General features: G+C 52.1%; 18 protein-coding genes. 6 read left to right on the forward strand and 12 right to left on the reverse strand.

Features of this window, described 5'->3' with window-relative positions:
- Positions 1 to 206 precede the first annotated feature (206 nt).
- Both MHH48_RS32100 and MHH48_RS32105 read left to right on the forward strand, forming a co-directional pair.
- Complete coding sequence (locus MHH48_RS32100; RefSeq protein ID WP_076324050.1) at positions 207 to 1,001, forward strand: flagellar motor protein; 795 nt, start codon at positions 207 to 209, stop codon at positions 999 to 1,001.
- Positions 985 to 1,800, forward strand: a complete 816-nt coding sequence (locus MHH48_RS32105) for a flagellar motor protein MotB (protein WP_076324049.1) — start codon at positions 985 to 987, stop codon at positions 1,798 to 1,800. Before MHH48_RS32100 ends, MHH48_RS32105 begins: the two co-directional genes overlap by 17 nt.
- Before the next feature lie 201 nt (positions 1,801 to 2,001).
- On the opposite strand, the gene MHH48_RS32110 is transcribed toward MHH48_RS32105, so the two are convergent.
- The 3 genes from MHH48_RS32110 to MHH48_RS32120 are packed head-to-tail and all read right to left on the reverse strand — an operon-like array spanning position 2,002 to position 5,335.
- Positions 2,002 to 3,165 carry an ABC transporter permease gene (locus MHH48_RS32110; protein ID WP_076324048.1) on the reverse strand — a complete coding sequence of 388 codons (1,164 nt, stop codon included), beginning with the start codon at positions 3,163 to 3,165 and terminating at the stop codon, positions 2,002 to 2,004.
- Positions 3,158 to 4,339: an ABC transporter permease gene (locus MHH48_RS32115; protein WP_076324047.1), complete on the reverse strand. Its 1,182-nt coding sequence runs from the start codon at positions 4,337 to 4,339 to the stop codon at positions 3,158 to 3,160. The genes MHH48_RS32110 and MHH48_RS32115 overlap by 8 nt, the downstream gene beginning before the upstream one ends.
- A gap of 48 nt (positions 4,340 to 4,387) precedes the next feature.
- Positions 4,388 to 5,335 carry an ABC transporter ATP-binding protein gene (locus MHH48_RS32120; protein WP_083659743.1) on the reverse strand — a complete coding sequence of 316 codons (948 nt, stop codon included), beginning with the start codon at positions 5,333 to 5,335 and terminating at the stop codon, positions 4,388 to 4,390.
- A 189-nt stretch (positions 5,336 to 5,524) separates the two neighbouring features.
- Here MHH48_RS32120 and MHH48_RS32125 point away from each other — a divergent pair, with 189 nt between their 5' ends.
- Positions 5,525 to 6,685 carry a histidine kinase gene (locus MHH48_RS32125; RefSeq protein WP_076324046.1) on the forward strand — a complete coding sequence of 387 codons (1,161 nt, stop codon included), beginning with the start codon at positions 5,525 to 5,527 and terminating at the stop codon, positions 6,683 to 6,685.
- A gap of 53 nt (positions 6,686 to 6,738) precedes the next feature.
- Positions 6,739 to 7,389, forward strand: coding sequence for a response regulator transcription factor (locus tag MHH48_RS32130; protein WP_076324045.1), 651 nt, complete (start codon positions 6,739 to 6,741; stop codon positions 7,387 to 7,389).
- Between the two features lie 78 nt (positions 7,390 to 7,467).
- On the opposite strand, the gene MHH48_RS32135 is transcribed toward MHH48_RS32130, so the two are convergent.
- From MHH48_RS32135 to ftsE, 5 genes are all read right to left on the reverse strand, one after another.
- Positions 7,468 to 8,790 carry a PDZ domain-containing protein gene (locus tag MHH48_RS32135; RefSeq protein ID WP_076324044.1) on the reverse strand — a complete coding sequence of 441 codons (1,323 nt, stop codon included), beginning with the start codon at positions 8,788 to 8,790 and terminating at the stop codon, positions 7,468 to 7,470.
- 93 nt (positions 8,791 to 8,883) lie between these two features.
- On the reverse strand, positions 8,884 to 10,353 hold the full coding sequence (locus tag MHH48_RS32140) for a S41 family peptidase (protein ID WP_076324043.1): 1,470 nt from the start codon (positions 10,351 to 10,353) through the stop codon (positions 8,884 to 8,886).
- A 129-nt stretch (positions 10,354 to 10,482) separates the two neighbouring features.
- The gene (locus MHH48_RS32145) at positions 10,483 to 11,751 is read right to left on the reverse strand and encodes a M23 family metallopeptidase (RefSeq protein ID WP_076324042.1); all 1,269 of its coding nucleotides are present in this window, start codon (positions 11,749 to 11,751) and stop codon (positions 10,483 to 10,485) included.
- 27 nt (positions 11,752 to 11,778) lie between these two features.
- On the reverse strand, positions 11,779 to 12,687 hold the full coding sequence (gene ftsX, locus MHH48_RS32150; protein ID WP_076324041.1) for a permease-like cell division protein FtsX: 909 nt from the start codon (positions 12,685 to 12,687) through the stop codon (positions 11,779 to 11,781).
- Complete coding sequence (ftsE, locus tag MHH48_RS32155) at positions 12,677 to 13,363, reverse strand: cell division ATP-binding protein FtsE (protein ID WP_076324040.1); 687 nt, start codon at positions 13,361 to 13,363, stop codon at positions 12,677 to 12,679. The genes ftsX and ftsE overlap by 11 nt, the downstream gene beginning before the upstream one ends.
- A 206-nt stretch (positions 13,364 to 13,569) precedes the next feature.
- On the opposite strand from ftsE, the gene MHH48_RS32160 reads away from it, so the two are divergent.
- Positions 13,570 to 15,006 carry a VanW family protein gene (locus MHH48_RS32160; protein WP_076324039.1) on the forward strand — a complete coding sequence of 479 codons (1,437 nt, stop codon included), beginning with the start codon at positions 13,570 to 13,572 and terminating at the stop codon, positions 15,004 to 15,006.
- A 185-nt stretch (positions 15,007 to 15,191) separates the two neighbouring features.
- On the opposite strand, the gene MHH48_RS32165 is transcribed toward MHH48_RS32160, so the two are convergent.
- Positions 15,192 to 15,920: a polymer-forming cytoskeletal protein gene (locus tag MHH48_RS32165; protein WP_076324038.1), complete on the reverse strand. Its 729-nt coding sequence runs from the start codon at positions 15,918 to 15,920 to the stop codon at positions 15,192 to 15,194.
- Positions 15,921 to 16,249: 329 nt separating this feature from the next.
- Between MHH48_RS32165 and MHH48_RS32170 the strand changes: the two genes are divergently transcribed.
- Complete coding sequence (locus tag MHH48_RS32170) at positions 16,250 to 17,023, forward strand: alpha/beta hydrolase family protein (RefSeq protein ID WP_076324037.1); 774 nt, start codon at positions 16,250 to 16,252, stop codon at positions 17,021 to 17,023.
- Positions 17,024 to 17,157: 134 nt separating this feature from the next.
- Here MHH48_RS32170 and argH read toward each other — a convergent pair whose 3' ends face one another.
- The 3 genes from argH to argF form a co-directional block, all read right to left on the reverse strand.
- Positions 17,158 to 18,573, reverse strand: a complete 1,416-nt coding sequence (argH, locus tag MHH48_RS32175; protein WP_076324036.1) for an argininosuccinate lyase — start codon at positions 18,571 to 18,573, stop codon at positions 17,158 to 17,160.
- Between the two features lie 130 nt (positions 18,574 to 18,703).
- Positions 18,704 to 19,936, reverse strand: a complete 1,233-nt coding sequence (locus MHH48_RS32180; RefSeq protein ID WP_076324035.1) for an argininosuccinate synthase — start codon at positions 19,934 to 19,936, stop codon at positions 18,704 to 18,706.
- Positions 19,937 to 20,040: 104 nt separating this feature from the next.
- A complete protein-coding gene (gene argF, locus MHH48_RS32185; RefSeq protein ID WP_076324034.1) occupies positions 20,041 to 20,997 on the reverse strand; it encodes an ornithine carbamoyltransferase in 957 nt (318 codons plus the stop codon).
- Positions 20,998 to 21,047 lie beyond the last annotated feature (50 nt).

The following is a 21,047-nucleotide window of genomic DNA, read 5'->3' on the forward strand; positions in this document are numbered from 1 at the left end:
TAAAGAATAAGAATATTTGTTCCCGTCTCATTATACCCTTTACGTTTTTTTGATGCAAATAGTTTAATGAAAATTTCAATAAGTTCCAGCGCGAATGTTCCGTGCTTCAACTTGTATGACCCCACAGCCTTCATATTCCATGTCGGACTAGCTTCAAGCGAACCCATGGTCTTCAATTAACTTCCTTAAGGAGATGATACAGCGTTATGGATATTACAATTATTTTTGGCATTCTCGCCGGTCTGGCCGCGTTGATCGGAGGGTTTTTATGGGAAGGCGGGCATCTGAGCGGCCTGCTGCAAGGAGCGGCTGCGCTTATCGTATTCGGCGGCACCATCGCCGCCGTCATCGTCAGCTTCCCGGCCACCCGGCTCCGCACCATCCCGGCTGCGCTCAAGCTGGCCTTCGGCCGCAGCAACCGTTCAACGGACGAACTGATTGACGCCATTGTTGATATGTCGGTTACGGCCAGAAGAGACGGGGTGCTGGCGCTCGAGCGTATCTCCGCCGATCACGAGGATCCGTTCTTGCGGGAAGGCATGCAGATGGTCGTCGACGGCAACGATCCGGAGATGGTGCGCCAAATCCTGGAGCTCGATATCAATGCCGCCGAGCAGAAGCACGAAGGATATGCCAAGATTTTCGAGTCCGCCGGGGGATATGCTCCTACCATGGGGATCATCGGTACCGTCATGGGATTGATCCACGTGCTGGGCAGTCTGCAAGACCCAACCGATCTCGGACCTTCGATCGCGGTCGCGTTCACCGCCACTTTATACGGCGTCGCAAGTGCCAATATTATCTTTTTGCCCATTGCGTCCAAGATTAAAGCACGTTCCGAAGAAGAAATTGCAAATATGGAGCTGCTGCTCGAAGGAATTATGGCTGTTCAGAACGGAGAGCACCCGCTGTTAGTTCGTAAAAAGCTAGCCTCCTTCGCTTCCGCTAGCACCACGGACATTCCGTCCTCAAGGGGGATTGTGCATGAGACAGCCGAATAGACGGCGCCGTCATCGCAAGCAGGCCGAAGGCGAACAGCGCGACCGCTGGATGATCACCTATGCCGACCTGATTACGCTGCTCCTGATCTTTTTTGTTGTAATGTATGCCATGAGCCGGCTCGATACGGAAAAATACAAACTTGTCACCCAATCCCTGCAAGCCACCTTCCAGAGCGGAGACAGCATCCTGGAGATGGGTTCGGGCATTACCGGCACAGCCGATACGGAGAACCATAAGAATCCCCCACCGCAGCCTGCCGCCAATGAGGAAGAAGAGGATAAAGATGCAGGTTCAGAACCGCTAACTGAACGGGAGCTGGCTTTCCGTGCCCAGGAGGAAGAGTTGGCGAACTTTATGGGGCTTATTCAGCAATACGTGAAAGACAACCAGCTCGAAGAGGATATCTTTATCGCGGACGAGCCGCAAGGGATTGCCATTACGTTAAGCGACCGCTTTCTGTTCGATGTCGGCAAGGCCGAGCTTAAACCCGGGGCCGCTCCCGTTCTGGGCAAATTGGCAAGCCTGTTCGGTGATTTAAACACCACCGTGAGCATCGAGGGGCATACGGACAATGTGCCAATCGGACGCTATTCCAGCTACAAGGACAACTGGGAGCTTTCCGGTGCCCGGGCGATGTCGGTACTGCGGTTCTTCCTTGAGAACGGCAAGCTGGATCCGGAAGGCTTCCAGTATGCAGGTTATGCCGATACGAGGCCAGCCGCGGATAATGCGACTGCTGAAGGCAAGCAGAAGAACCGGCGGGTCGAAATTACGGTGTTACGACAGCTTAAGGAGTAGGAAGATAGCCTCCACGCGGCTCAACCCACTCCACGCCTTGACTTAGAAGAAAATGCCACTCCATCGTCACCAATATGAAATAAGCGCCCGGTAGACTGAATCCATGCATTCAGATCTGACCGGGCGCTTTCGTTTAAAAAAAATGATTCGATTACTAACAACGTTCCTGAGAGATATTAGGTTTCCAACATACTTGTTAAGCTAAGCGCCTTGCCCTGCCCCGCGCTCGCTTGGCCGCAGGACAGCGGAACCGACGGCCAGCAGAATGACCGCCATCAGACTGAGGATGGCTAGCGGCAGTGCGATATCGGATAACGTGCCGCCTGTAGCCGCGATCTCCACCGCCTCAATGGCCCATTTTTGCGGTATGAAGTTGGCGATCTTCTGCATGAATTCCGGCATGATAGCGAGCGGCCAGAAACACCCGCCCAGCATGCAGGTCGGCGTGACGATCATGGAATTAATCATAGCCGCATTTTGCCCGTTCCGGATCAACCCAGCAACCGTACTTGCCAGTCCTAACGATACCATCATAAAGGCCATCAGAATAAGGAAATGCAGCAGTAACGGAATTCCGTAATCGTAACGGAGCACATACCGGCTGAGCGCGAGCACGATGATCACCTGCAACGAGCCGACCACCAAGCTGCCCAGAAAATTACCTAAAGCGATCTGATAGGCACGCACCGGTGCAGTGTACATGCGAGACAGCGTTCGCTGTCTGCGGTCATCGATCATCATCGACACAACGCTGGAGATGAGGGTCATCATGAACATCAGGGTAAAGCCTGTTACGTTCGAGAGTCCCGGCTTGGCGTACAGATTCAAATCCGTGACCTCAGTATTCACCCGATTCAGCGCGGATTGCTTGAGCACTTCTTGCAGCATCAACATGCGGTCAACAGCCGGCTCCGAGGTTTCCCGAATCAAAGCAGCCGTGCCGCTCAGACGCGTAACCGCAGAGTCCGCCGTCATTCGTATCATCACCGAAGCTTCCGAAGTTGAAGCCTCATATACCTGAATCGTCGGCCACTGTCCTTCAATCAATCCGTCGCTGAAGCCCTCCGGTATATAAACGCCTACCATGCTTTTATTCTCCACCAGGTCTTCTCTCAACATGTTCTCGGATTCGAACTCCTTGAGCACGTATTGGCCGCTGCGCTCCAGCTCAGTCATCAGATACTGGCCTGCCGGGCCCTCATCCTCATTCACATAAGAGACCAGAATGCTCGCAGCCGAGGTTTGCCCCAAGAAAAACACCGTCAAGGTAACAACCACGCAAGGAACCAGCAGGAAGACGATCCAGCCTCTTTTGCGCCCCAGTGTGCGTCTTACCATATGCCAGGCTATGGTTAAGCTATGCATGGTATCCCACCTTTCTGTACGTAATCATGGCTGCAGCCGACAGGGCCGCGGTAATAGCCGCTAGCATACCCAGACAAGTGAGAATCAATTGCACGTCGCTGTTCAGCATCATCCGCAGCATGCTCTGCATAGCCCAATGATTGACGGTGAAGGAAGCGATCTTTTGGAAAAATTCCACGGGAAGCGGCATGAATCCCCCGCTGACAAATGTCATGGCGATAATGATCGCCTGCATCAGTCCCCTGGCTCCTGCCGCCGTTGAGGAGACTAGGGTTATAAACGTGGCAATGGTCATGGACGATAGCGTGATTAAAACGCAGACCATGATGAGCAGCAAAGGGTGAGGCCCCCATTTCACGCCATACAGCCACATGGAACCCAGCACAATGGCTGCTGCCTGTACAAGCGTAATCAGACTGCAGCCGATAATCTTACCGGCAAATACAGTTCCGGGTGTGACCGGTGCGCTTTGCAGGCGATACAGGGTCCGGCTTTCCCGCTCTCCCAGCAGACTGCTGCTTGCCATCTGACCGGAATACAAAAGAAACATGATCAGCATGGAGGCTGCGTAATATTGGGCTGCTGAATACGAGGCTCCTTTCTCGCTTAGTTTCCCGATCGTTACGTTCGGTCCGGACGAGGTTTCAACAGGTGCTGCCGTTTGAGCGGCAAGAACTTTATCTCCGCCCATAACGATAACCTCCGCCTGTTTGTGATTGACATCCGCGATAAAGGTCTTGAAGATGGTGTCTGCTACCAGGTTGAGATTACGGTCTCTTCCGGGCAACAATTCAAGCTTCACGTCCGCTCCCTGGCCCATTCGTTCATCAAAGGAAGCGGGAATTATGACCGCATAATCCACCTCGCCCCTGCGCAGCTTTCCTTCAACCTCTTCACGGCTGGCTGCCATCTCTTGAACCAGAATGTCCTGTATCTCCGGTGAGCCGGTTAGAGCCTGAACACTCCCCTGCAGCTGGCCTCCGTCCGCAGCATTCACAACAAATCCCACTCTGACCGATGGCTGTTTAAACTCCTGATCGTTGCCAAACCAGCCCGAGAGTGCATTTCCCAATATAAAAATAAGGAGGAGCGGCAGCAAAAACTGGTTAATCAGCACCGATCGGCTGGTAGCCATCCGCTTTAGCTCAAACCAGGCAATAATCATCGTATTCATCTTCGGGTATTCCTCCTTCATGAATTCCTCTGCATATGTCCCTTATGATCAATCACGCAGCGTCCGCCCGGTCAGACTGAGAAACAGCGTTTCAAGCCCCGGTTCCTCGCACTCCAGGGAGCGAAGCGTCGTATGCTGTTTACTGCAGATGAACAGAATATCCTGCAGCTCCTCCTGAGCCGACGGTACATAGACCTCAATCTGTTTATCATTCTGCGTGACGCGTCGAACGCGCGGGTGAATGGTCAACTCCTCCACCAATTCCGGTGTGATCCCATCAGCCGTAAGTATGATTTTTTCCTCATGCGCCACGCGTGCCCGAAGCTCCTGCTGTGTCCCGCAGGCGATAACATGACCTTGATCCATAATCGCCACCCGATCACTGATCGCAGCAACTTCCTCCATATAATGACTCGTATAAATTATGGTAGATCCCATGCGGTTCAGCGTCTTCACGGATTCCAGGATATGATTTCGGGACTGCGGATCAATCCCTACCGTAGGCTCATCCATAATGATCAGCTTCGGACGGTGTGTGATCGAGCATGCAATATTCAGCCTGCGTTTCATCCCTCCGGAGAAGGTGGACGGCTTTTCCTTCGCCCGATCCTGCAAGCCGACAAACTCCAGCGCCTCTTGCACCCGTTCCTTCAACTGGTGGCCTCGCAGCCCGTACAATTTTGCAAAAAAAACGACATTATCCCAAGCCGACATCTCTTCGTACAGAGCCAGATCCTGCGGCACCAACCCGATTCTCCGCTTTACTTCCAGCGGCTGCTCATCAATCGAGATACCGTCCACCTTAATGCTGCCCTGATCCTTGGGAAGAAGGCCACAGATCATACTGATGGACGTGCTTTTGCCGGCCCCGTTCGGTCCTAGAAGTCCAAAGATTTCCCCTTCGTTCACTTCCAGGTTCATATGATCCACCGACAGCTTGTTTCCATATCTTTTCACGACACCCTTCATCTGCAGAAAGACCGCCATTTTCACCATCTCCATTTCTCATATCTCTCGTAACCATTTGTTGATTTCATTCTACCTGGAATATCCGAATTATTAAGGTAGAAGAAGTCACCTTATAGGGTGACGAAAGTCATCTCCTTACCAAAAACATCCTTGTGATATAATGAAGCCAATCGTTTGAACGTTTTGATTTCACTATGGAAAAGGGTCTGATCGCACGTGACATCCCCACTCACCTATCTAAGGTATGGATTAATTCTTCTTCCGGCCGCCGCAGACATCTTTTTGCAGCAGCTCGATAATTACGGGGAATATATGGTGTACATATTGCTGTTTCTGGCGATTACGGTGCTAAGCCGCTTTTTGCCATCGCCTGCTTATCTGAAGGCAGCCGCTCTGCTGGAAATTCCACTATCTCTGTGGCTATGCCATCAATACGGCTTCATGATGGTGTTCCTGTCCATCTCCACCCTATGCGTCTATTTGCCCTTATTGCAGCAGCCAGGTAGGCTATGTCTGGCGCTCGGTCACCTTCTGTTGCTCAACATGGCCATAACCGATTACGATGCCCTGCTGCTGACGACAGCCAATCTTCTGTTTCTGTTCGTGGCAGTAACGTTCAACCACATCCATGAAATGCATCAGAAGCAAGTGGATCATATTCAGTTATACGACGAGCTGAAAAGGCTGCATTTCCAGCAGGATGAAGCAGGCAGACAATTGCTGCAATTTGCCCATCAGGTAGAGAGCGCAGCGCAGGCCGAGGAGCGTAACCGCATCTCCCGCCAGCTGCATGACGATATCGGCCACCGCCTGATTCGCATAAAAATGATGATGGAAGCAGCTCTCCATATCGTGCCTCAAGATTCCGGCCGCGGCATGGATATGCTCCATCAAATCCGTGACCAGCTGGGAGAGAGCATGGAGCAGATGCGATCGGCCGTAAAACAAATGAACCCGGTCCGGCGGATTACGGACGACTATTCCCTGGATCGGCTCCTGGAAGAGACCGGCCGGGAGACCGGGATCGAGACCGACCTTATATTGCAGGGCATCCCCTATCCGCTCTATCCCAGTCAACAGGTGGTGCTGTACAAAAATGCCCGTGAAGCTATCACGAACGCCATCCGCCATGGCGAGGCTAAACGAATCCAAATCATCCTGCATTACGGAGATCAGGACGTCCGGATGGAGGTTTCCAACGATGGCACCGTCCAGGAGCCGGCTGGCCACGAAGCTGCACCAGACCATCAAGGTATCGGAATGAGCAGCATGCTCGAACGAACCCAAGTAGTGGGTGGGACGCTGGAGGTACGGAGAACCGTACCTTTTACTGTCATCACCCGGCTGCCTGTCTACCAGAAGCGTGAGATTATGTAATTTAACAAGACAAGACGCAGTATCTTATTTTATAGAAAAGGTCGTGGCCATCCATGATATCCGTTTTAATTGTAGATGATGACCCGTTCATTCGGGAAAGCTTGAAATTACTGGTGGGAATGGACCCGGATATCGAAGTATCGGCTGTCGCGGAGCACGGCGAGGAAGCGCTGGCTTTGTTGGAGGAGGGACTTCCTGTCGATGTTGTGCTCATGGACATTCGGATGCCTGTATGTGACGGCGTGGAAGGAACGCAGCGGATTCGTGAACGACATTCAGATGTGCGAGTGCTTATGCTGACTACCTTCGATGATGATGATTATATCGTGGAGGCTCTGCGGAACGGGGCTAGCGGTTATCTGCTGAAGAACATTCCGCCGGACCGCATCATCCAGGGAATCAAAACGGTGCATGACGGTAACATGCTGATTCATCCCGATATCGCCCGCAAGCTGACTGGCATGCTTCGTCCAACGTCGCAGCCCGTCCCTAAAGCTGCTGAGCTGGAACAATTCGGGCTGACCCCGGCCGAGAAGAAAGTCGTCGTCCTTATTGCGGACGGCTTGTCCAATAAGGAAATTGCCGGACAGCTTTTCTTAAGCGAAGGCACCGTCAAAAACTATGTCACCGAAATCCTGGGAAAGCTGAATCTTCGGGACCGGACGCAAATCGCCATTTTTTATCTTAAAAAGATGCAGGGTTAACTCCATTCAAAAAATTTCATAGCTTATACAAAAAAAAGCGGGCCCTTGTCCATATAGGACAAAGGCCCGCTTTCAGTATCATGATGAATGGAATCCGGCTTCTTCGGAGCCGCCGGTCGTCTTACTACCGGAAGAACCCCGCTTGCTGCGAATATGAAGTTTATTCGCCAGCAGGGTGATCAAGCTTACCGGCTTCAACCCGACCGCTATGCCATCCCTAGGGTCGGGGGCAACGATAGCTCCCAATTGATGATGATCCCCCGCGTAGATTGCACGCTGCAGGAATTTACTCTCCCCTTGATGGTTCTGAACCTCCAGCTTACAGAAGGCCGAATTCTGACGAAGCGCGCTATGCAGCTGTTCCTTACTGTGAATCAGTTTACCGTTCACCTTAAGGATCGTCTCTCCTGCCAGAATGCCAAGTTCGCTTGCCGGACTATTCGGAAGCACCGCTAGGACGCGTAGTCCACGAATCGGATGCACAAAGATCGGACTGCGCTGCTGTTCTTCATAACGGCTGTACCACACCAAGCCCTCATGCAGCAGTAATGCCGCTAATGCTGCCACGATCGTGAGCGGTGTCCACCACTCGGCCAACAGGCTCAATGCCAGCACAATGGCTCCGTAAAATATGAGCCGCTTCGATGTGATGCTTGCCTTCTCCTGCGGGAGCATGCTCTGCGTCATTTCCCCGAAGCCAATCACGACCGGGAGTGCCATCATCGTAAAACCTGTACTCCAGGCATCACCACCAAAGAATGGCGTCCATGGCAGCACGCTGCCTCCGCTTACCGCCGGAACAAGCAAGAACAAGGGCAAGGGCCAGAAGCTCTGCATGTGATAACCGCCAACGAGCTTGCCACGCTTACCCTCAAGAAACAGCGGTGTAGCAAAACCCGAACCCTGTATCCTGACAAGCAAGGCTTCTGCAAAATGCAGAACGGCGGATAAAGCCAGCAGCGCAGGAATGTCCAATCCATGAATCGTTGTCGTTATGTGACTGACCCAGCCATCCGGCTGCCAATTCGGAAACCAGCCTAATCCAAACTGAATGATCCCGAGAAGACCGATGGAATAGGCAAAGCATAAGTACCGGATATGAAACAGCATCAGGATCAGGGAAGTCACCCATATGCATATGATGGCTTCCAGGCTTAAGGATATTCCCAGGAAGGCTACTACGATGGACACGCCGATTCCTGCCAGCAGCCCGCCCAGAAACGTTCGCCAAGTCTGCAATCCCCAGGAATGCAGCTTCACATGGAACAACTTACGCTCCACCAACACCTGCCTTCGGTAGAACAGCATGACAAACAAAATCGAAATATAATAAAAGGGCTGCGTCAGCAGTTGTATGCCTGCATCTATCCCATACATCAGCAGTTGTTTCAATGTCTCCAACAGCTTGCCACGCTCCTTTCAGCTTCAAGATGCTTCGAAATTTATACTTTCAGATATCTTAAAAGAAAAAAAGAAGGCTAACGTTCAGCCTTCTTACTTGTTCGACGCCTTGGCGGCGATTTCCTTCCGGACCTCAGCAATTCCGCGATTCATTTGATTATCCTCTTTCGGATCCTGAATCTTCTCAATCAATGCGGCTTCCAATGCTTCGGCTGTAGCGCCGTTAAGGATACCGTCCGCTTTCAGCTTGTGCTTGCTCTGGAAACTCTTAACGGCCTTCTCTGTATTCCGGTCGAAATAGCCATCCGTACGCCCGATCTTATAACCAACCGCTTCAAGCATGATCTGTGCATTCTTCACATCCGTGCTATTCGTGTCGAACGTATAAGTTTTCTTCTTATCGATCGGTGCAACGGTAAAGTATTCTGGCTGTGACACCTGAATATCCGGCTCAATTCCCTTCTCATGGATCCAGGTACCGTTTGGCGTCAACCACTTGGCAATCGTTACTTTCAGCAGGCTTCCATCGCCAAACTGCTTATCAAAGCTCGTTTGCACGGTACCTTTTCCGAAGGAATGCTCTCCCATCAAGGTAGCTCCTGCCGATTGCTGCAGTGCGCCTGCCAAAATTTCGGAAGCGCTGGCGCTGCCCTTGTTCATCAGCACCGTTATCGGATAGGATTTCGCCTCACCGCCCGAAGGATGCTTCTCCCGCTTCTTATTCTTATCCTCTACCTGAACGATCAACTCGCCTTTAGGTACGAACTGCTCTGCAATGTCGATGACAACGGACAGCACGCCGCCTGGATTGTTCCGGACGTCGATCAGCAGTCCCTTCATGCCTTGGCTTTCCAGTTTCTTGAGTTCTTCCTTAAAGCGTTCGCCTGTATTCAGCGAGAATTGGGAAATCTCAATAACGCCGATTCCGCCCTTCTCCATCCGTGCCGACACGGTTTCCAGATCGACGTCATCACGAACGATAACATACTCGACAGGCTGCTCAGAGCCTGCACGCTTAATCTGAAGGACGGCCTTGGAGCCTTTCGGACCGCGAATCTTGTTAACTGCCGCGTTCAACTCCAGACCCTGTAAGGATTCCCCATTGACTGAGAGGATGGTGTCCTTTGCCCGAATCCCAGCTTTATCCGCAGGAGATCCCTTGATCGGGGATACAACGACGACACTGCCATCTACAGAGGATACCTCCGCACCAATCCCTGAGAAGGAGCCCTCAATGCTCTCTTCAAACTGGGCTGCTGTTTCTTTTCTCATATAGTTGGAATATGGATCTTCCAGCGCTTCCATCATCCCGTTGATGGCGCCGTCGATCAGTTTCGACCGATCGATATCCTTGTAATAATTGCTTTCGATGAGGTCAATCGCTGTCCCCAGTTTTTTCGCTTCAGACTGCTCCAGTCCATTCCTGTTTGCTATACTGGCCAGCAGCCCCTCACCGTCTCCGGTCTGGCTAGGAGCGGGCAGCTGGGTCAAAGCCATCGTTAACAGCACGCCGCACAGCATGGCAGCTATGACCAGAAAGACAGCCGTTCGTTTTTTCAGCAAGTACTTCACCGCCTTTGTACGTTTCAACTGCTACACATGGGGAATCCCGTCCACCTAGTATATGATTGGCTTGCCGGGAATATTTATACAGCGGTCTGAAGGTTATATGGTATAAGTCCTAAAAGTTTGTTACAGATAAGGCGAAGGATTGACCGGCGATCCATTGATCCGAACCTCAAAATGAAGATGCGGTCCTGTGCTCTGACCTGTGGAACCCACTTCGGCAATCTTCTGCCCTCTGGACACCTTGTCGCCTTCGCTGACTTTAATGCCGCCATTGCGGATATGTCCATACAAGGTCCATACGCCGCCCCCATGATCAACAATAACACAGTTTCCGTAACCGCTCCACCACTCGGCCAATATGACCGTGCCGCTCTCAGCTGCCCGGATCTCAGTCCCCTGTGGTACCGCGAAATCCTGGCCTGTATGCATCTTGCCAGCCTGGCCCGTTACCGGATGAACTCGAGGCCCATAACCCGATGAAAGTCTGGCACCGGAAACTGGGATCGCGAATGGTCCGCCGTTACCTGTGTATCCGCCGCCACCTTTACTTCCACCGAGGGTGGTCGCCTTGGCTCTTTTCGCCGCAGCCGCTTTGGCAGCCGCTGCTTTACGGGCAGCTTCCTCAGCCGCAAGCTTATTCTTTTCCTTCTGCAGATCCGAACGTTTGCTTGCCAGGGCAACCAACATTTTATCCTGCTCTTCGGTCAAGATTTCCGCATCCTCGATATCCTGATCATACTGGGCCAGTAGTACGCGCTTCTCCTGTTCCTTCTCGTTCAGGATACTCTTGCGGTCCTCCATTTGGCCATACAGCTCCTTGGCGGTTGCATACTGTCCTTCAAGCTCCTTCTTCTTGTCGATGACCAGCAGCTTGTCCTGCTTATGCTCCACCAGCAAATCCTGGTCCTGGTTAACGATCGTCTTCAAAGAATCCGCACGCTCAATAAAATCGCTGAAGCTGGTCGAGGAGAGCAGCACATCCAGATAAGATACTTGCCCATCCATATAGATGAGGCGAATCCGGGATTCCAACAGCTTCTCACGGGAGGCGATACGCTCCTCCGCCGCTTCAAGTTCTTTGGTCGTTTTTCTCAGCAGATCCTCTGTCTCCTCGATCTTCATGGAGATTTTGGTCAATTCATTGCTGACGATGCTGATCTGCTCCATCACATATTTCAAATTCTTCGTTGTTTTTTTCTTGTAATGCTGAGCTTCTTGTTTATTTTCCGCTGCTTTGTTCTTCTGTGCCCGTGCTTTCTTGACCTGCTCCTGAAGCACGCTCAGCTCTCGATCTACATCGGCTGAAGTCTTCTTCTCGGCTTGTCCGACGGTCGGTTGGATCATAACAGTGGCCAGTAATAAGGCTGCTACTCCTGCGGCGATTTTCTTCAAGTTTCGCTCCCCATCCTTTACCTTGTTTTATACTTTCAAAAATTTACGTATCGACATGGTGCTGCCCCAGATGCCAATGACCATGCCCAGCCCAACGATAATGATGCCGAGCTGCAGCCACAAATCTCCCAGCGGGATTAAGCTCTTTGCCAGCGTCAGATCGGTTTGCGACGCAGCGTACAGACGATTGTAGCCTACAAACAACAGCGTGACCGTCACAATGGAGCCCATCAGGCCGATCATGGCACCTTCCACGAAAAACGGCCAGCGAATGAAGTTGTTGGTCGCGCCGACAAGCTTCATAATGCCGATCTCGCGGCGACGGGCCAAAATAGTAACCCGAATGGTGTTCGAGATCAGGAACATAGACATCAAACCGAGTCCCGCTACGAAAATAAAGCCGATATTCCGCACCGTCTTCGTAATCTTGAACAGAGTTTCGACCGTGCCTTCCCCATACTTGACTCGCAGGATCGGCTCCTCCGTATACTTCTGGTTCAGAGCGGTAATCTTGTCGGCAACAAAACCGACCGTGGTCGGTTCAATAACGGAAACCTCGAATGCATCAGGAAGCGGATTCTGGTCCGCCTCGCTGAAGCCTTCCACCCATTCGGAGCCCAGGCTTTCCTCAAGCTCCTTCATGCCCTCTTCCTTGGACACGAACTTGATGCCGCCGACCTCCGGCATTGCCTCGATTTCACTCTTGATGGTTTCGCGCAGCTTCTTATCCACATTGAGATTTAAGTACGTATTGATTTGCACATTGCTATCTGCTTTATCGGCTAAAGCGTTAACATTCATGACTAATAGCATGAAAACGCCCAGTATAAACAAAGACACTACGATGGAAGTAACCGATGCGACCGACATCCATCCATTCCGGAAAACGCTCTTCGCCCCTTCCCGCAAGTGCCGCAAGAAGGTTCTAAAATTCATACCCGTAATCTCCTCTCTGCTGGTCACGGACGATCTGTCCATGCTCAATCGCAAGAACGCGTTTACGCATGGTGTTCACGATATCCCTGTTGTGGGTAGCCATTACGATGGTGGTTCCCCTGAAATTGATTTCATCCAGCAGCTGCATGATGCCCCACGAGGTTTCCGGATCCAGGTTACCTGTAGGCTCGTCCGCAATAATGACGGAGGGGTTATTCACAATCGCTCTGGCGATTGCGATCCGCTGCTGCTCACCCCCGGAGAGTTGGGAAGGTTCGCGGTTCGCCTTGGCTCTCAGGCCCACAAGCTCCAGCACCTCCATGACCCGTCTCTTGATGAGACGCTGCGGCGCTTCAATAACCTCCATGGCAAAAGCTACATTTTCGTAAGCAGTCAGCTTGGGCAGCAGACGATAGTCCTGAAAAATAACCCCGATATTTCGGCGAACATAGGGAATTTTGCGCTGCTTCAGCTTCCCGATATTAAATCCATTAACAGAAATTTGCCCCTTCGTAGGCACTTCTTCTCTATAGATAAGTTTCATAAACGTCGATTTGCCAGCACCTGACGGTCCGACAACATAGACAAATTCATTTCGATTGATTTTGACGGAAACTCCTTGAAGCGCATGAGCGCCGTTCGGATAAGTCTTCCATACGTCCTGCATTTCGATCACTTCATCACTTCCCAATCCTTAATTAGCCATTATACTTTTCGACAGTTTCCATCGAATTCCTTTAAAATCCATGAAAAATCCTCACGACATCGTCTATTGTAACAAAATTGTTACCTTTTGAGTACCCGAAAGTTTAAGCCCACCGTGACATATACATGAAAAAGTGCATGAACTGCAGCCAATACGAAGTTAAGAAGGTGGTTCGAATGAAAAAAATTCATCTTGGTCTCATCATTGTCATCAGTTTCGGTCTTCTCCTCTCCGTCGGCTTCGGTCTATTGACGATGTACGTGAACCAGAAGGAACTCCCGAAGGGGGTCGTTCTCTCCGGTTGGCAGGTAGGCGGTACACCCGCAGACGAGGTGCTGTCAGAGCTGGATCAACGACTGCAGGCGATGACAGCATTGAAGGTGGAGCTGCAATCGGACACTCTGAAAGGGCACACGGAAAGCTTCACTCTCCGGGAAGCCGGAGTTCAATTCAGCGCTGCCGATTTTCGGGAAGCTATCGCCAGGTTGTCCGAAGGATCATTATGGGATCAGGTTTTTTACCGGCGTAACTTTCAGCTGGAGTGGCATATATCCACGGACTGGGATCGCAATGTGTTAAAAGAGCGGTTGAGCGAAGACTGGCAAAAGGAACGCTTTGGCGAACCCGTCAATGCGGTACGGAGCATATCCGAAGATGACGTTGTCCGGTACACCCCGGAGAAAACGGCATACCGCATCGATTGGCCGGCATTCTATGAAGGGTTCGTCGCTGCGCTTCCGAATGAGTCTCACTTCACCGAGCCGAAATTGAATGAGATCATTACGGTCCAACTGCCTGTCATCCGTCAAAAGCCCCCCGTTACCGTAAAATCGCTGCAGGATGAGGGGATTGAGCGCAAAATCGTCGAATTCTCTACCAGTCTCGGATCCAGCGGGCCTGGACGCGTTCATAACGTGACTGCCGCTGCCAAAGCCGTAGACGGCATGATTCTGAAGCCCGGCGATGAATTCAATTATGCTCATATTATTGATGCCGCGAAGAAGGAGTACGGCTTTGAAGAAGCCCCCGTTATCGTGAACGGCAAGCTGGTTCCCGGGATCGGCGGCGGGATCTGCCAGGTATCCAGCACAGTCTATCATGCCGCTTTGCTCGTCGGGCTGGAAATCACCGAACGGCGCAATCATTCCCTTCCGGTCAGCTACCTGCCCAAGGGGCAGGATGCCACCTTTGCTGAAGGAGTGATCAATTTTCGCTTTCGGAACAATACAGGCAAGCATCTGCTTATTTTATCGGAGGTATCGCACGATAATTTAACACTAAAGATGTTCGGCACCTTCCCGGAAAATACGGAATATGAGCTTGTGTCCACCACCGTTGAAACCTTGCCGTCACCAGAGAAAATCATTCACAATAACTCGCTTCCTCCAGGACTCAAGCAGGTGGTTCAGAACGGGAAGCCAGGCTATGTGGTTGAAACCTACCGAGCCAAGAAAGTAAACGGCAAAGTTGTGGAGAACGTCAAAATATCCAAGGATACCTACCGCCCCCAGAACAGCATCGTTGCCATTAATCCGACGAACGATGTCCAACTGCCTGAAGCGAATGATACCCCGAAAGAGGAAGTGGTTGAGGACGGTATCAGTGCCCCGTAAACCTGAAGACAACATGGAACAGCCCGGATTCGCGATAGAACCGCGAATCCGGGCTGTTTGCCTTGCCGTTATTTCAATGTAATGTATCGACTTTATAGCAGCTCTCGTATTCACCAGACGGATATCCTCGCCTTCAATCAGCTCGGCATTCAGATGTCCCATCCGGAAGGGCATCGTTGTTACCCTTAAAACCGCCGAGATGCTCTGACCTCGGTTTCCGGATGCTGTGACAGTTCATCTCTGTACTCCACTTGTCGAATCTCGCACCCTTTGCCTAAGATCACCCGGTTACCGCGGACGATATCGGCTTCAACATACTCGAGATCAAGGACATCGCCTTCAATAATACGAGCCTCCAGCCGTGTTCCCCGTAAGGGCAAGGACAGCATTTCCCAGAGCCGCTTCCCTTTTTTGCGGACCGTTATCCGGTCTCCAACGATTTCCTGTGCAAGGCAGCGGCCCAATACTCGGATATCCGCTGTTCCAACATGCAGGCGGCCATCGATCTTAAATCCCCCTTGCAACGTGGCGGATTCACTCCGCACGTCACCACGGCTTCTCAGGTTTCCGGTGACCTCAAGCTTTTTCGATTCGGAATCTCCGTGAATGCTGCAATGCCCCCCGATAAAGATGGAGCGGCTGCGCAATCCATCCTTCAAACTCAGGCTGCCGGCTACATGCAGCTCCTCAGACTCCACAGCCCCCTTAATGGTTCCCGAACCGTTCACGCGAATCGTACGGGCAGCGACGGCGCCACTAACACTCATCGTTCCATTGCCTATTAATTCTCGGCAATCCAGATCTCCATTCACCTGCCCGGCACCGTCAATGCGCACCTTATCGTATTGGCCGCCGCTTGAACTTCCGGTTCCCGTAATCTTCAGATCGGACAGCTTGTCGTCATGTGGTATCATGAGTATCCTCCTCCAGATTTACAAAGTAATCACTATCTATATCTTAACTTCTTCATCACAACAGTTATTTCTACAATAAATGTCCGTCCTCCACCAGGTGGAGTCATAATCTCCCTCTAAGATACCACAACCCCGCTATTCATAGAACAGCCCGATGGCTGAACTTCACCTCGGTCCCAAGACCGAGGCGTTCTCAGGCACTTTATCTCGTCTTTTCCTGCAAATGATGGTTCGGATTTGCTTGGAGCAAGGGAGATTGATTGTGATATGATTCAAATAGGCTCGTTCATTGATCTCTCATTTATTAAAGTGAAAGGGGATACATCATCATGGCTCTTATGCAATGTCGCTTTTACTCGGAGGTACTGGGTCTCAGTACGTCCATGACCGTCATTCTCCCTCAGCAAACCTCTTCGCAGATCGGTATGACCAATCATGCCAAAAGCGGTCTGCATCCGACGCTCTTCCTGCTGCACGGCCTGTCCGACGACGATTCCATCTGGCTGCGCAGAACCTCCATTGAACGCTATGTGGCCGAGATGGGCATTGCCGTCGTGATGCCGCAAGTTCACCGCAGCTTCTATACCGACATGGAATACGGAGGCAGATACTGGACCTTCATCAGTCAGGAGCTGCCGGCCATTGCCCGTTCCTTCTTCCCGTTATCACACGCGAGGGAAGATAACTTCGTCGCCGGCTTGTCCATGGGCGGATACGGGGCATTCAAGCTGGCCCTTCGTTGCCCCGAAGCCTTTGCCGCGGCTGCCAGTTTGTCGGGCGCGCTCGATATGGCGGGTCATATTCGGAGGAATGAGGCCTTGTTTGAACATCAATTAGTCTACGGAGATCAAGATATTACCGGTACCGACAATGACTTGCTGTGGCTGCTTCAGGAAGTCGAACGATCCGAAGGGCCTAAGCCGCTGCTGTATCAATGCTGCGGAACCGAAGACTTCCTCTATGAAGACAATCAAGCGTTCCGCAAAACCTGCGAAGAAACCTCCCTCGAACTCACCTATCAGGAAGGTCCAGGCGATCATGATTGGGGATATTGGGATACCCACATTCAGGATGTGCTGAAGTGGCTCCCGTTGAAGGCCTGATGAACCTATAGACACATCTGGACGGGCCGGCGGTTCGTTCAACGGTATCTTCTGATATCTTAAAAAAGGTGGATCGGCAAATGTCATGTTTGCCGATCCACCTCTATTTTTTTCACGCCAAGTATTCTATGCCGTTACTCTACATTCCCTTGACGGAGACCCAGCCATTCCTCCGTGACCTGAAGGGTCTGCACGCTGCGATCAATGGCCGCCTTCACTTGCTCGGTTGCCGTGCCGCCGTATACGTTACGCGCATTGACCACCGTCTCCGGTTGAAGGACGCCATAAATGGAGTCGTCGAACAGCTCCGAGAACTGCTTGAATTCGTCCAGCGTCAGGTCCAGCAAATACTTGTTGTTCTGGATACAGTACAATACAGTCTTGCCGATCACTTCGTGCGCCTGACGGAAAGGAAGTCCTTTGCCCACCAGGAAGTCCGCGATGTCGGTTGCGTTCGAGAAGTCGGTATTCACCGCTTCGCGCATGCGGCCTTTGTTGACCTTCATCGTGGCGATCATCGGCGCGAACAGCTGCAATGCGCCTTCCAGCGTAGCCACCGTATCGAACATGCCCTCTTTATCTTCCTGCATATCCTTGTTATAAGCAAGCGGCAGGGACTTCAGCACGGTGAGAAGACCGATTAGATTGCCGTATACCCGTCCGGTTTTGCCGCGAACAAGCTCAGGCACATCCGGATTCTTCTTCTGCGGCATAATGCTGCTGCCCGTGCAGAACGCATCATCCAGCTCGATGAAGTTGAACTCCGTGCTGCTCCAAAGCACCAGCTCCTCGCTTAAGCGGGACAAGTGCATCATGATGATGGAAGCATCCGAGAGGAATTCCAGGATGAAGTCGCGGTCGCTGACCGCATCCAGACTGTTCTCGTAAACACCATCAAACCCAAGCTGCTCTGCCACGAAATGGCGGTCGATCGGGAACGTTGTACCCGCAAGCGCGCCTGCCCCGAGCGGCAACACGTTAATACGCTTATAGCTGTCGATCAGACGGTCGATATCCCGCTGAAACATGGACACGTAAGCCATCAGATGATGTGCGAACAGAATCGGCTGTGCACGCTGCAGATGCGTATACCCTGGAATAATCGTATCCAGGTTATCCTTGGCTTGTCCGATCAATGCGGTTTGCAGCTCATGCAGCATGCCAGTCAGCGCCACCACGCGGTTACGTAAATACAGATGCATGTCCGTAGCCACTTGATCGTTACGGCTGCGGCCTGTGTGGAGCTTGCCGCCGACAGGTCCGATTTCCTCAATCAGATTCTTCTCGATGTTCATATGAATATCCTCATCCGATACGGAGAACTCGATGCTGCCCTCACGGATGCGCTCCAGCACCTTGTTCAAGCCAGCCTTGATCGTCTCCACGTCTTCGGCCGGCACGATGCCGCATTTGCCCAGCATAGACACATGCGCAAGGCTTCCCTGGATATCCTCTTCGGCCAGCTGCTTGTCAAAACCGATGGATGCCGTATATTCCTCTACCAATGCGTTGGTCTGCTTCGTAAAGCGTCCGCCCCATAACTTGCTCACAACACTTGCCCCTCTCTGTTTAAGGCAGAGGGCCGCTTCCCGCTTAAGAAGTCCCATTCATCCCGGTTGCGCGAGAATCAGCGGAGCTCCCTAGCATGAAACGGCCTTCAGCCTGTTCATTATTGTAAACTTATTGATTCTGGTTCACGCCGGTTGCCACTTTCAAACGCAGTGCATTCAAGCGGATAAAACCGGTCGCATCGCCCTGATCATAAGCTTGCGTCGGATCGGCTTCCATCGTTGCGATATCCGGGTTGTACAGACTGACCGGACTCTTCACACCTGCGCCGATAATGTTGCCTTTGTACAGCTTCACGCGCACCGTACCGGATACGTTCTTCTGGCTCTCCGTTACCAGCGCTTGCAGTGCCAGACGCTCCGGCGCAAACCAGAAACCGTTATAAACCAAGGTACTATAGCGGGTAATCAGGCTGTCGCGCAGATTCATCACTTCACGGTCCATCGTGATGGATTCCATTTTGCGATGAGCGGTGAACAGGATGGTTCCGCCTGGTGTCTCGTAGACACCGCGGCTCTTCATGCCAACGAAGCGGTTCTCTACCATATCCACGCGACCGATGCCGTGTTTGCCACCCAGCTCGTTGAGCTTCTCCATTACTTGCAGCGGACTCATCGATTCGCCGTTCAGCGCAACGACATTCCCTTGTTCAAACGTAAGCTCGAGGTATTCCGCCTCGTCTGGTGCATCCTCAGGCGATACGCTGAGCAGGTACATATCCTTGCTATCCTCCGCGCTTGCATCGAACCAAGGATCTTCCAGCACACCGCTCTCATAACTGATATGGAGCAGGTTGCGGTCCATGGAGTAGGATTTGGCTGCCGATGCCGTTACCGGAATGCCGTGCGCTTCCGCGTATGCGATCATCTCCGCACGTCCCGGGAAGGAGTTACGGAACTCCTCGATGCGCCAAGGAGCGATTACTTCAATGTCCGGTGCCAAGCCGGCAACGCCCAGCTCAAAGCGAACCTGATCGTTCCCTTTACCCGTAGCGCCGTGCGCAATCGCCGTCGCGCCTTCCGCACGTGCGATATCCACCATGCGTTTAGCAATCAATGGACGCGCGATGCTGGTCCCGAGCAGGTACTGCCCTTCGTACATGGCACCCGCCTGGAACATCGGATAGATGAAATCTGTTGCAAATTCGTCGCGCAGATCGTCGATGTATACTTTGGAGGCGCCTGTCGCCAGCGCTTTTTCCTCAAGTCCGTCCAGCTCTTCCTTCTGACCGATATCGGCCGTGAAAGCAATGATCTCCGCATCGTAGGTTTCTTTCAGCCACTTCAGAATAACGGACGTATCCAGGCCACCGGAATACGCCAGTACGATTTTTTGTTTTGCCATGGTTAAACTCCCTCTCTTTGTTACTAACAACCCTGTCGTTCATTATACTAAAGATAACGTCCATTGACGCATTTCATAGAGAATATCGCTCTGTATTAAAGGCTTTATGCCATCAAAGCAACCATCAAAGCCTTCTGGGCATGGAGACGGTTCTCAGCCTGATCAAAAATGACGGAGTTGGTACCGTCGATCACGCCTTCGCTAACCTCTTCGCCACGGTGGGCAGGAAGACAATGCAGGAACAAGTAATCCGGCTTCGCTGCCTTCACCAGCTCCTCATTCACCTGGTAGTCTGCAAACGCGGCTTCCCGCTGTGCCTGCTCCTCTTCAAAGCCCATGCTTGCCCATACATCCGTATAGATCACGTCCGCATCCTTCGCGGCTTCGATCGGGTCTTGGGTGATCGTGATTTTGCCGCCCGTTTGCGCTGCGATCTCCTCGCTCAGCTTCACGATGCTGGCATCCGCCTCGTAGCCCTTCGGACTGGCCACAGCCACATGCATGCCCATCTTTGCTCCGCCAATCAGGAGTGAATGCGCCATGTTGTTGCCATCGCCGATAAAGGCCATTTTGAGGCCTTTCAGCTTGCCTTTGTGCTCCAGCACGGTCTGCAAATCAGCCAGTACCTGACATGGATGCGCCATGTCGCTCAGGCCGTTGATAACCGGAATGGAGGCATATTTCGCCAGGTTGACCACGTTGTCGTGCCCGAAAGTACGGATCATCAAGCCGTCCAGATAACGGGACATCACCTGCGCCGTATCGCTGATCGGCTCGCCGCGTCCGAGCTGAATATCATTTTTGCTTAAAAAGAGTGCATGTCCGCCCAGCTGGAACATGCCAGCCTCGAACGACACCCGCGTCCGCGTGGACGACTTCTCAAAAATCAAACCAATCGTCTTGCCCTTCAGCGGCTGATAGACTTCGCCGTTCTTCTGCTTGCGCTTGATCTCAATTGCCGAATCGAGCAAGAACTGAATCTCTTCCGTCGAGTATTCGTCCAGCTCGATCATATCCCGCCCTTTCAGGCTCAATTCCTTCACTTGTCCGCTTGCGGCCATATCCTTCAGTCCTCCTTAACCATGCTGTTATTGTCCAAAATGCTGCTGCA

Source organism: Paenibacillus sp. FSL F4-0100, from assembly GCF_037993005.1.
Lineage (GTDB): Bacteria > Bacillota > Bacilli > Paenibacillales > Paenibacillaceae > Paenibacillus_AQ.

What these genes read in the sequence shown, in the direction of transcription:
- MHH48_RS32100 (WP_076324050.1), top strand. Translation starts at nt 207, where the DNA reads ATGGATATTACAATTATTTTTGGCATTCTCGCCGGTCTGGCCGCGTTG.
- MHH48_RS32105 (WP_076324049.1), top strand. Translation starts at nt 985, where the DNA reads ATGAGACAGCCGAATAGACGGCGCCGTCATCGCAAGCAGGCCGAAGGC.
- MHH48_RS32110 (WP_076324048.1), bottom strand. Translation starts at nt 3,165, where the DNA reads ATGCATAGCTTAACCATAGCCTGGCATATGGTAAGACGCACACTGGGG.
- MHH48_RS32115 (WP_076324047.1), bottom strand. Translation starts at nt 4,339, where the DNA reads ATGAATACGATGATTATTGCCTGGTTTGAGCTAAAGCGGATGGCTACC.
- MHH48_RS32120 (WP_083659743.1), bottom strand. Translation starts at nt 5,335, where the DNA reads ATGGTGAAAATGGCGGTCTTTCTGCAGATGAAGGGTGTCGTGAAAAGA.
- MHH48_RS32130 (WP_076324045.1), top strand. Translation starts at nt 6,739, where the DNA reads ATGATATCCGTTTTAATTGTAGATGATGACCCGTTCATTCGGGAAAGC.
- ftsX (WP_076324041.1), bottom strand. Translation starts at nt 12,687, where the DNA reads ATGAATTTTAGAACCTTCTTGCGGCACTTGCGGGAAGGGGCGAAGAGC.
- MHH48_RS32160 (WP_076324039.1), top strand. Translation starts at nt 13,570, where the DNA reads ATGAAAAAAATTCATCTTGGTCTCATCATTGTCATCAGTTTCGGTCTT.
- MHH48_RS32165 (WP_076324038.1), bottom strand. Translation starts at nt 15,920, where the DNA reads ATGATACCACATGACGACAAGCTGTCCGATCTGAAGATTACGGGAACC.
- MHH48_RS32170 (WP_076324037.1), top strand. Translation starts at nt 16,250, where the DNA reads ATGGCTCTTATGCAATGTCGCTTTTACTCGGAGGTACTGGGTCTCAGT.
- MHH48_RS32180 (WP_076324035.1), bottom strand. Translation starts at nt 19,936, where the DNA reads ATGGCAAAACAAAAAATCGTACTGGCGTATTCCGGTGGCCTGGATACG.
- argF (WP_076324034.1), bottom strand. Translation starts at nt 20,997, where the DNA reads ATGGCCGCAAGCGGACAAGTGAAGGAATTGAGCCTGAAAGGGCGGGAT.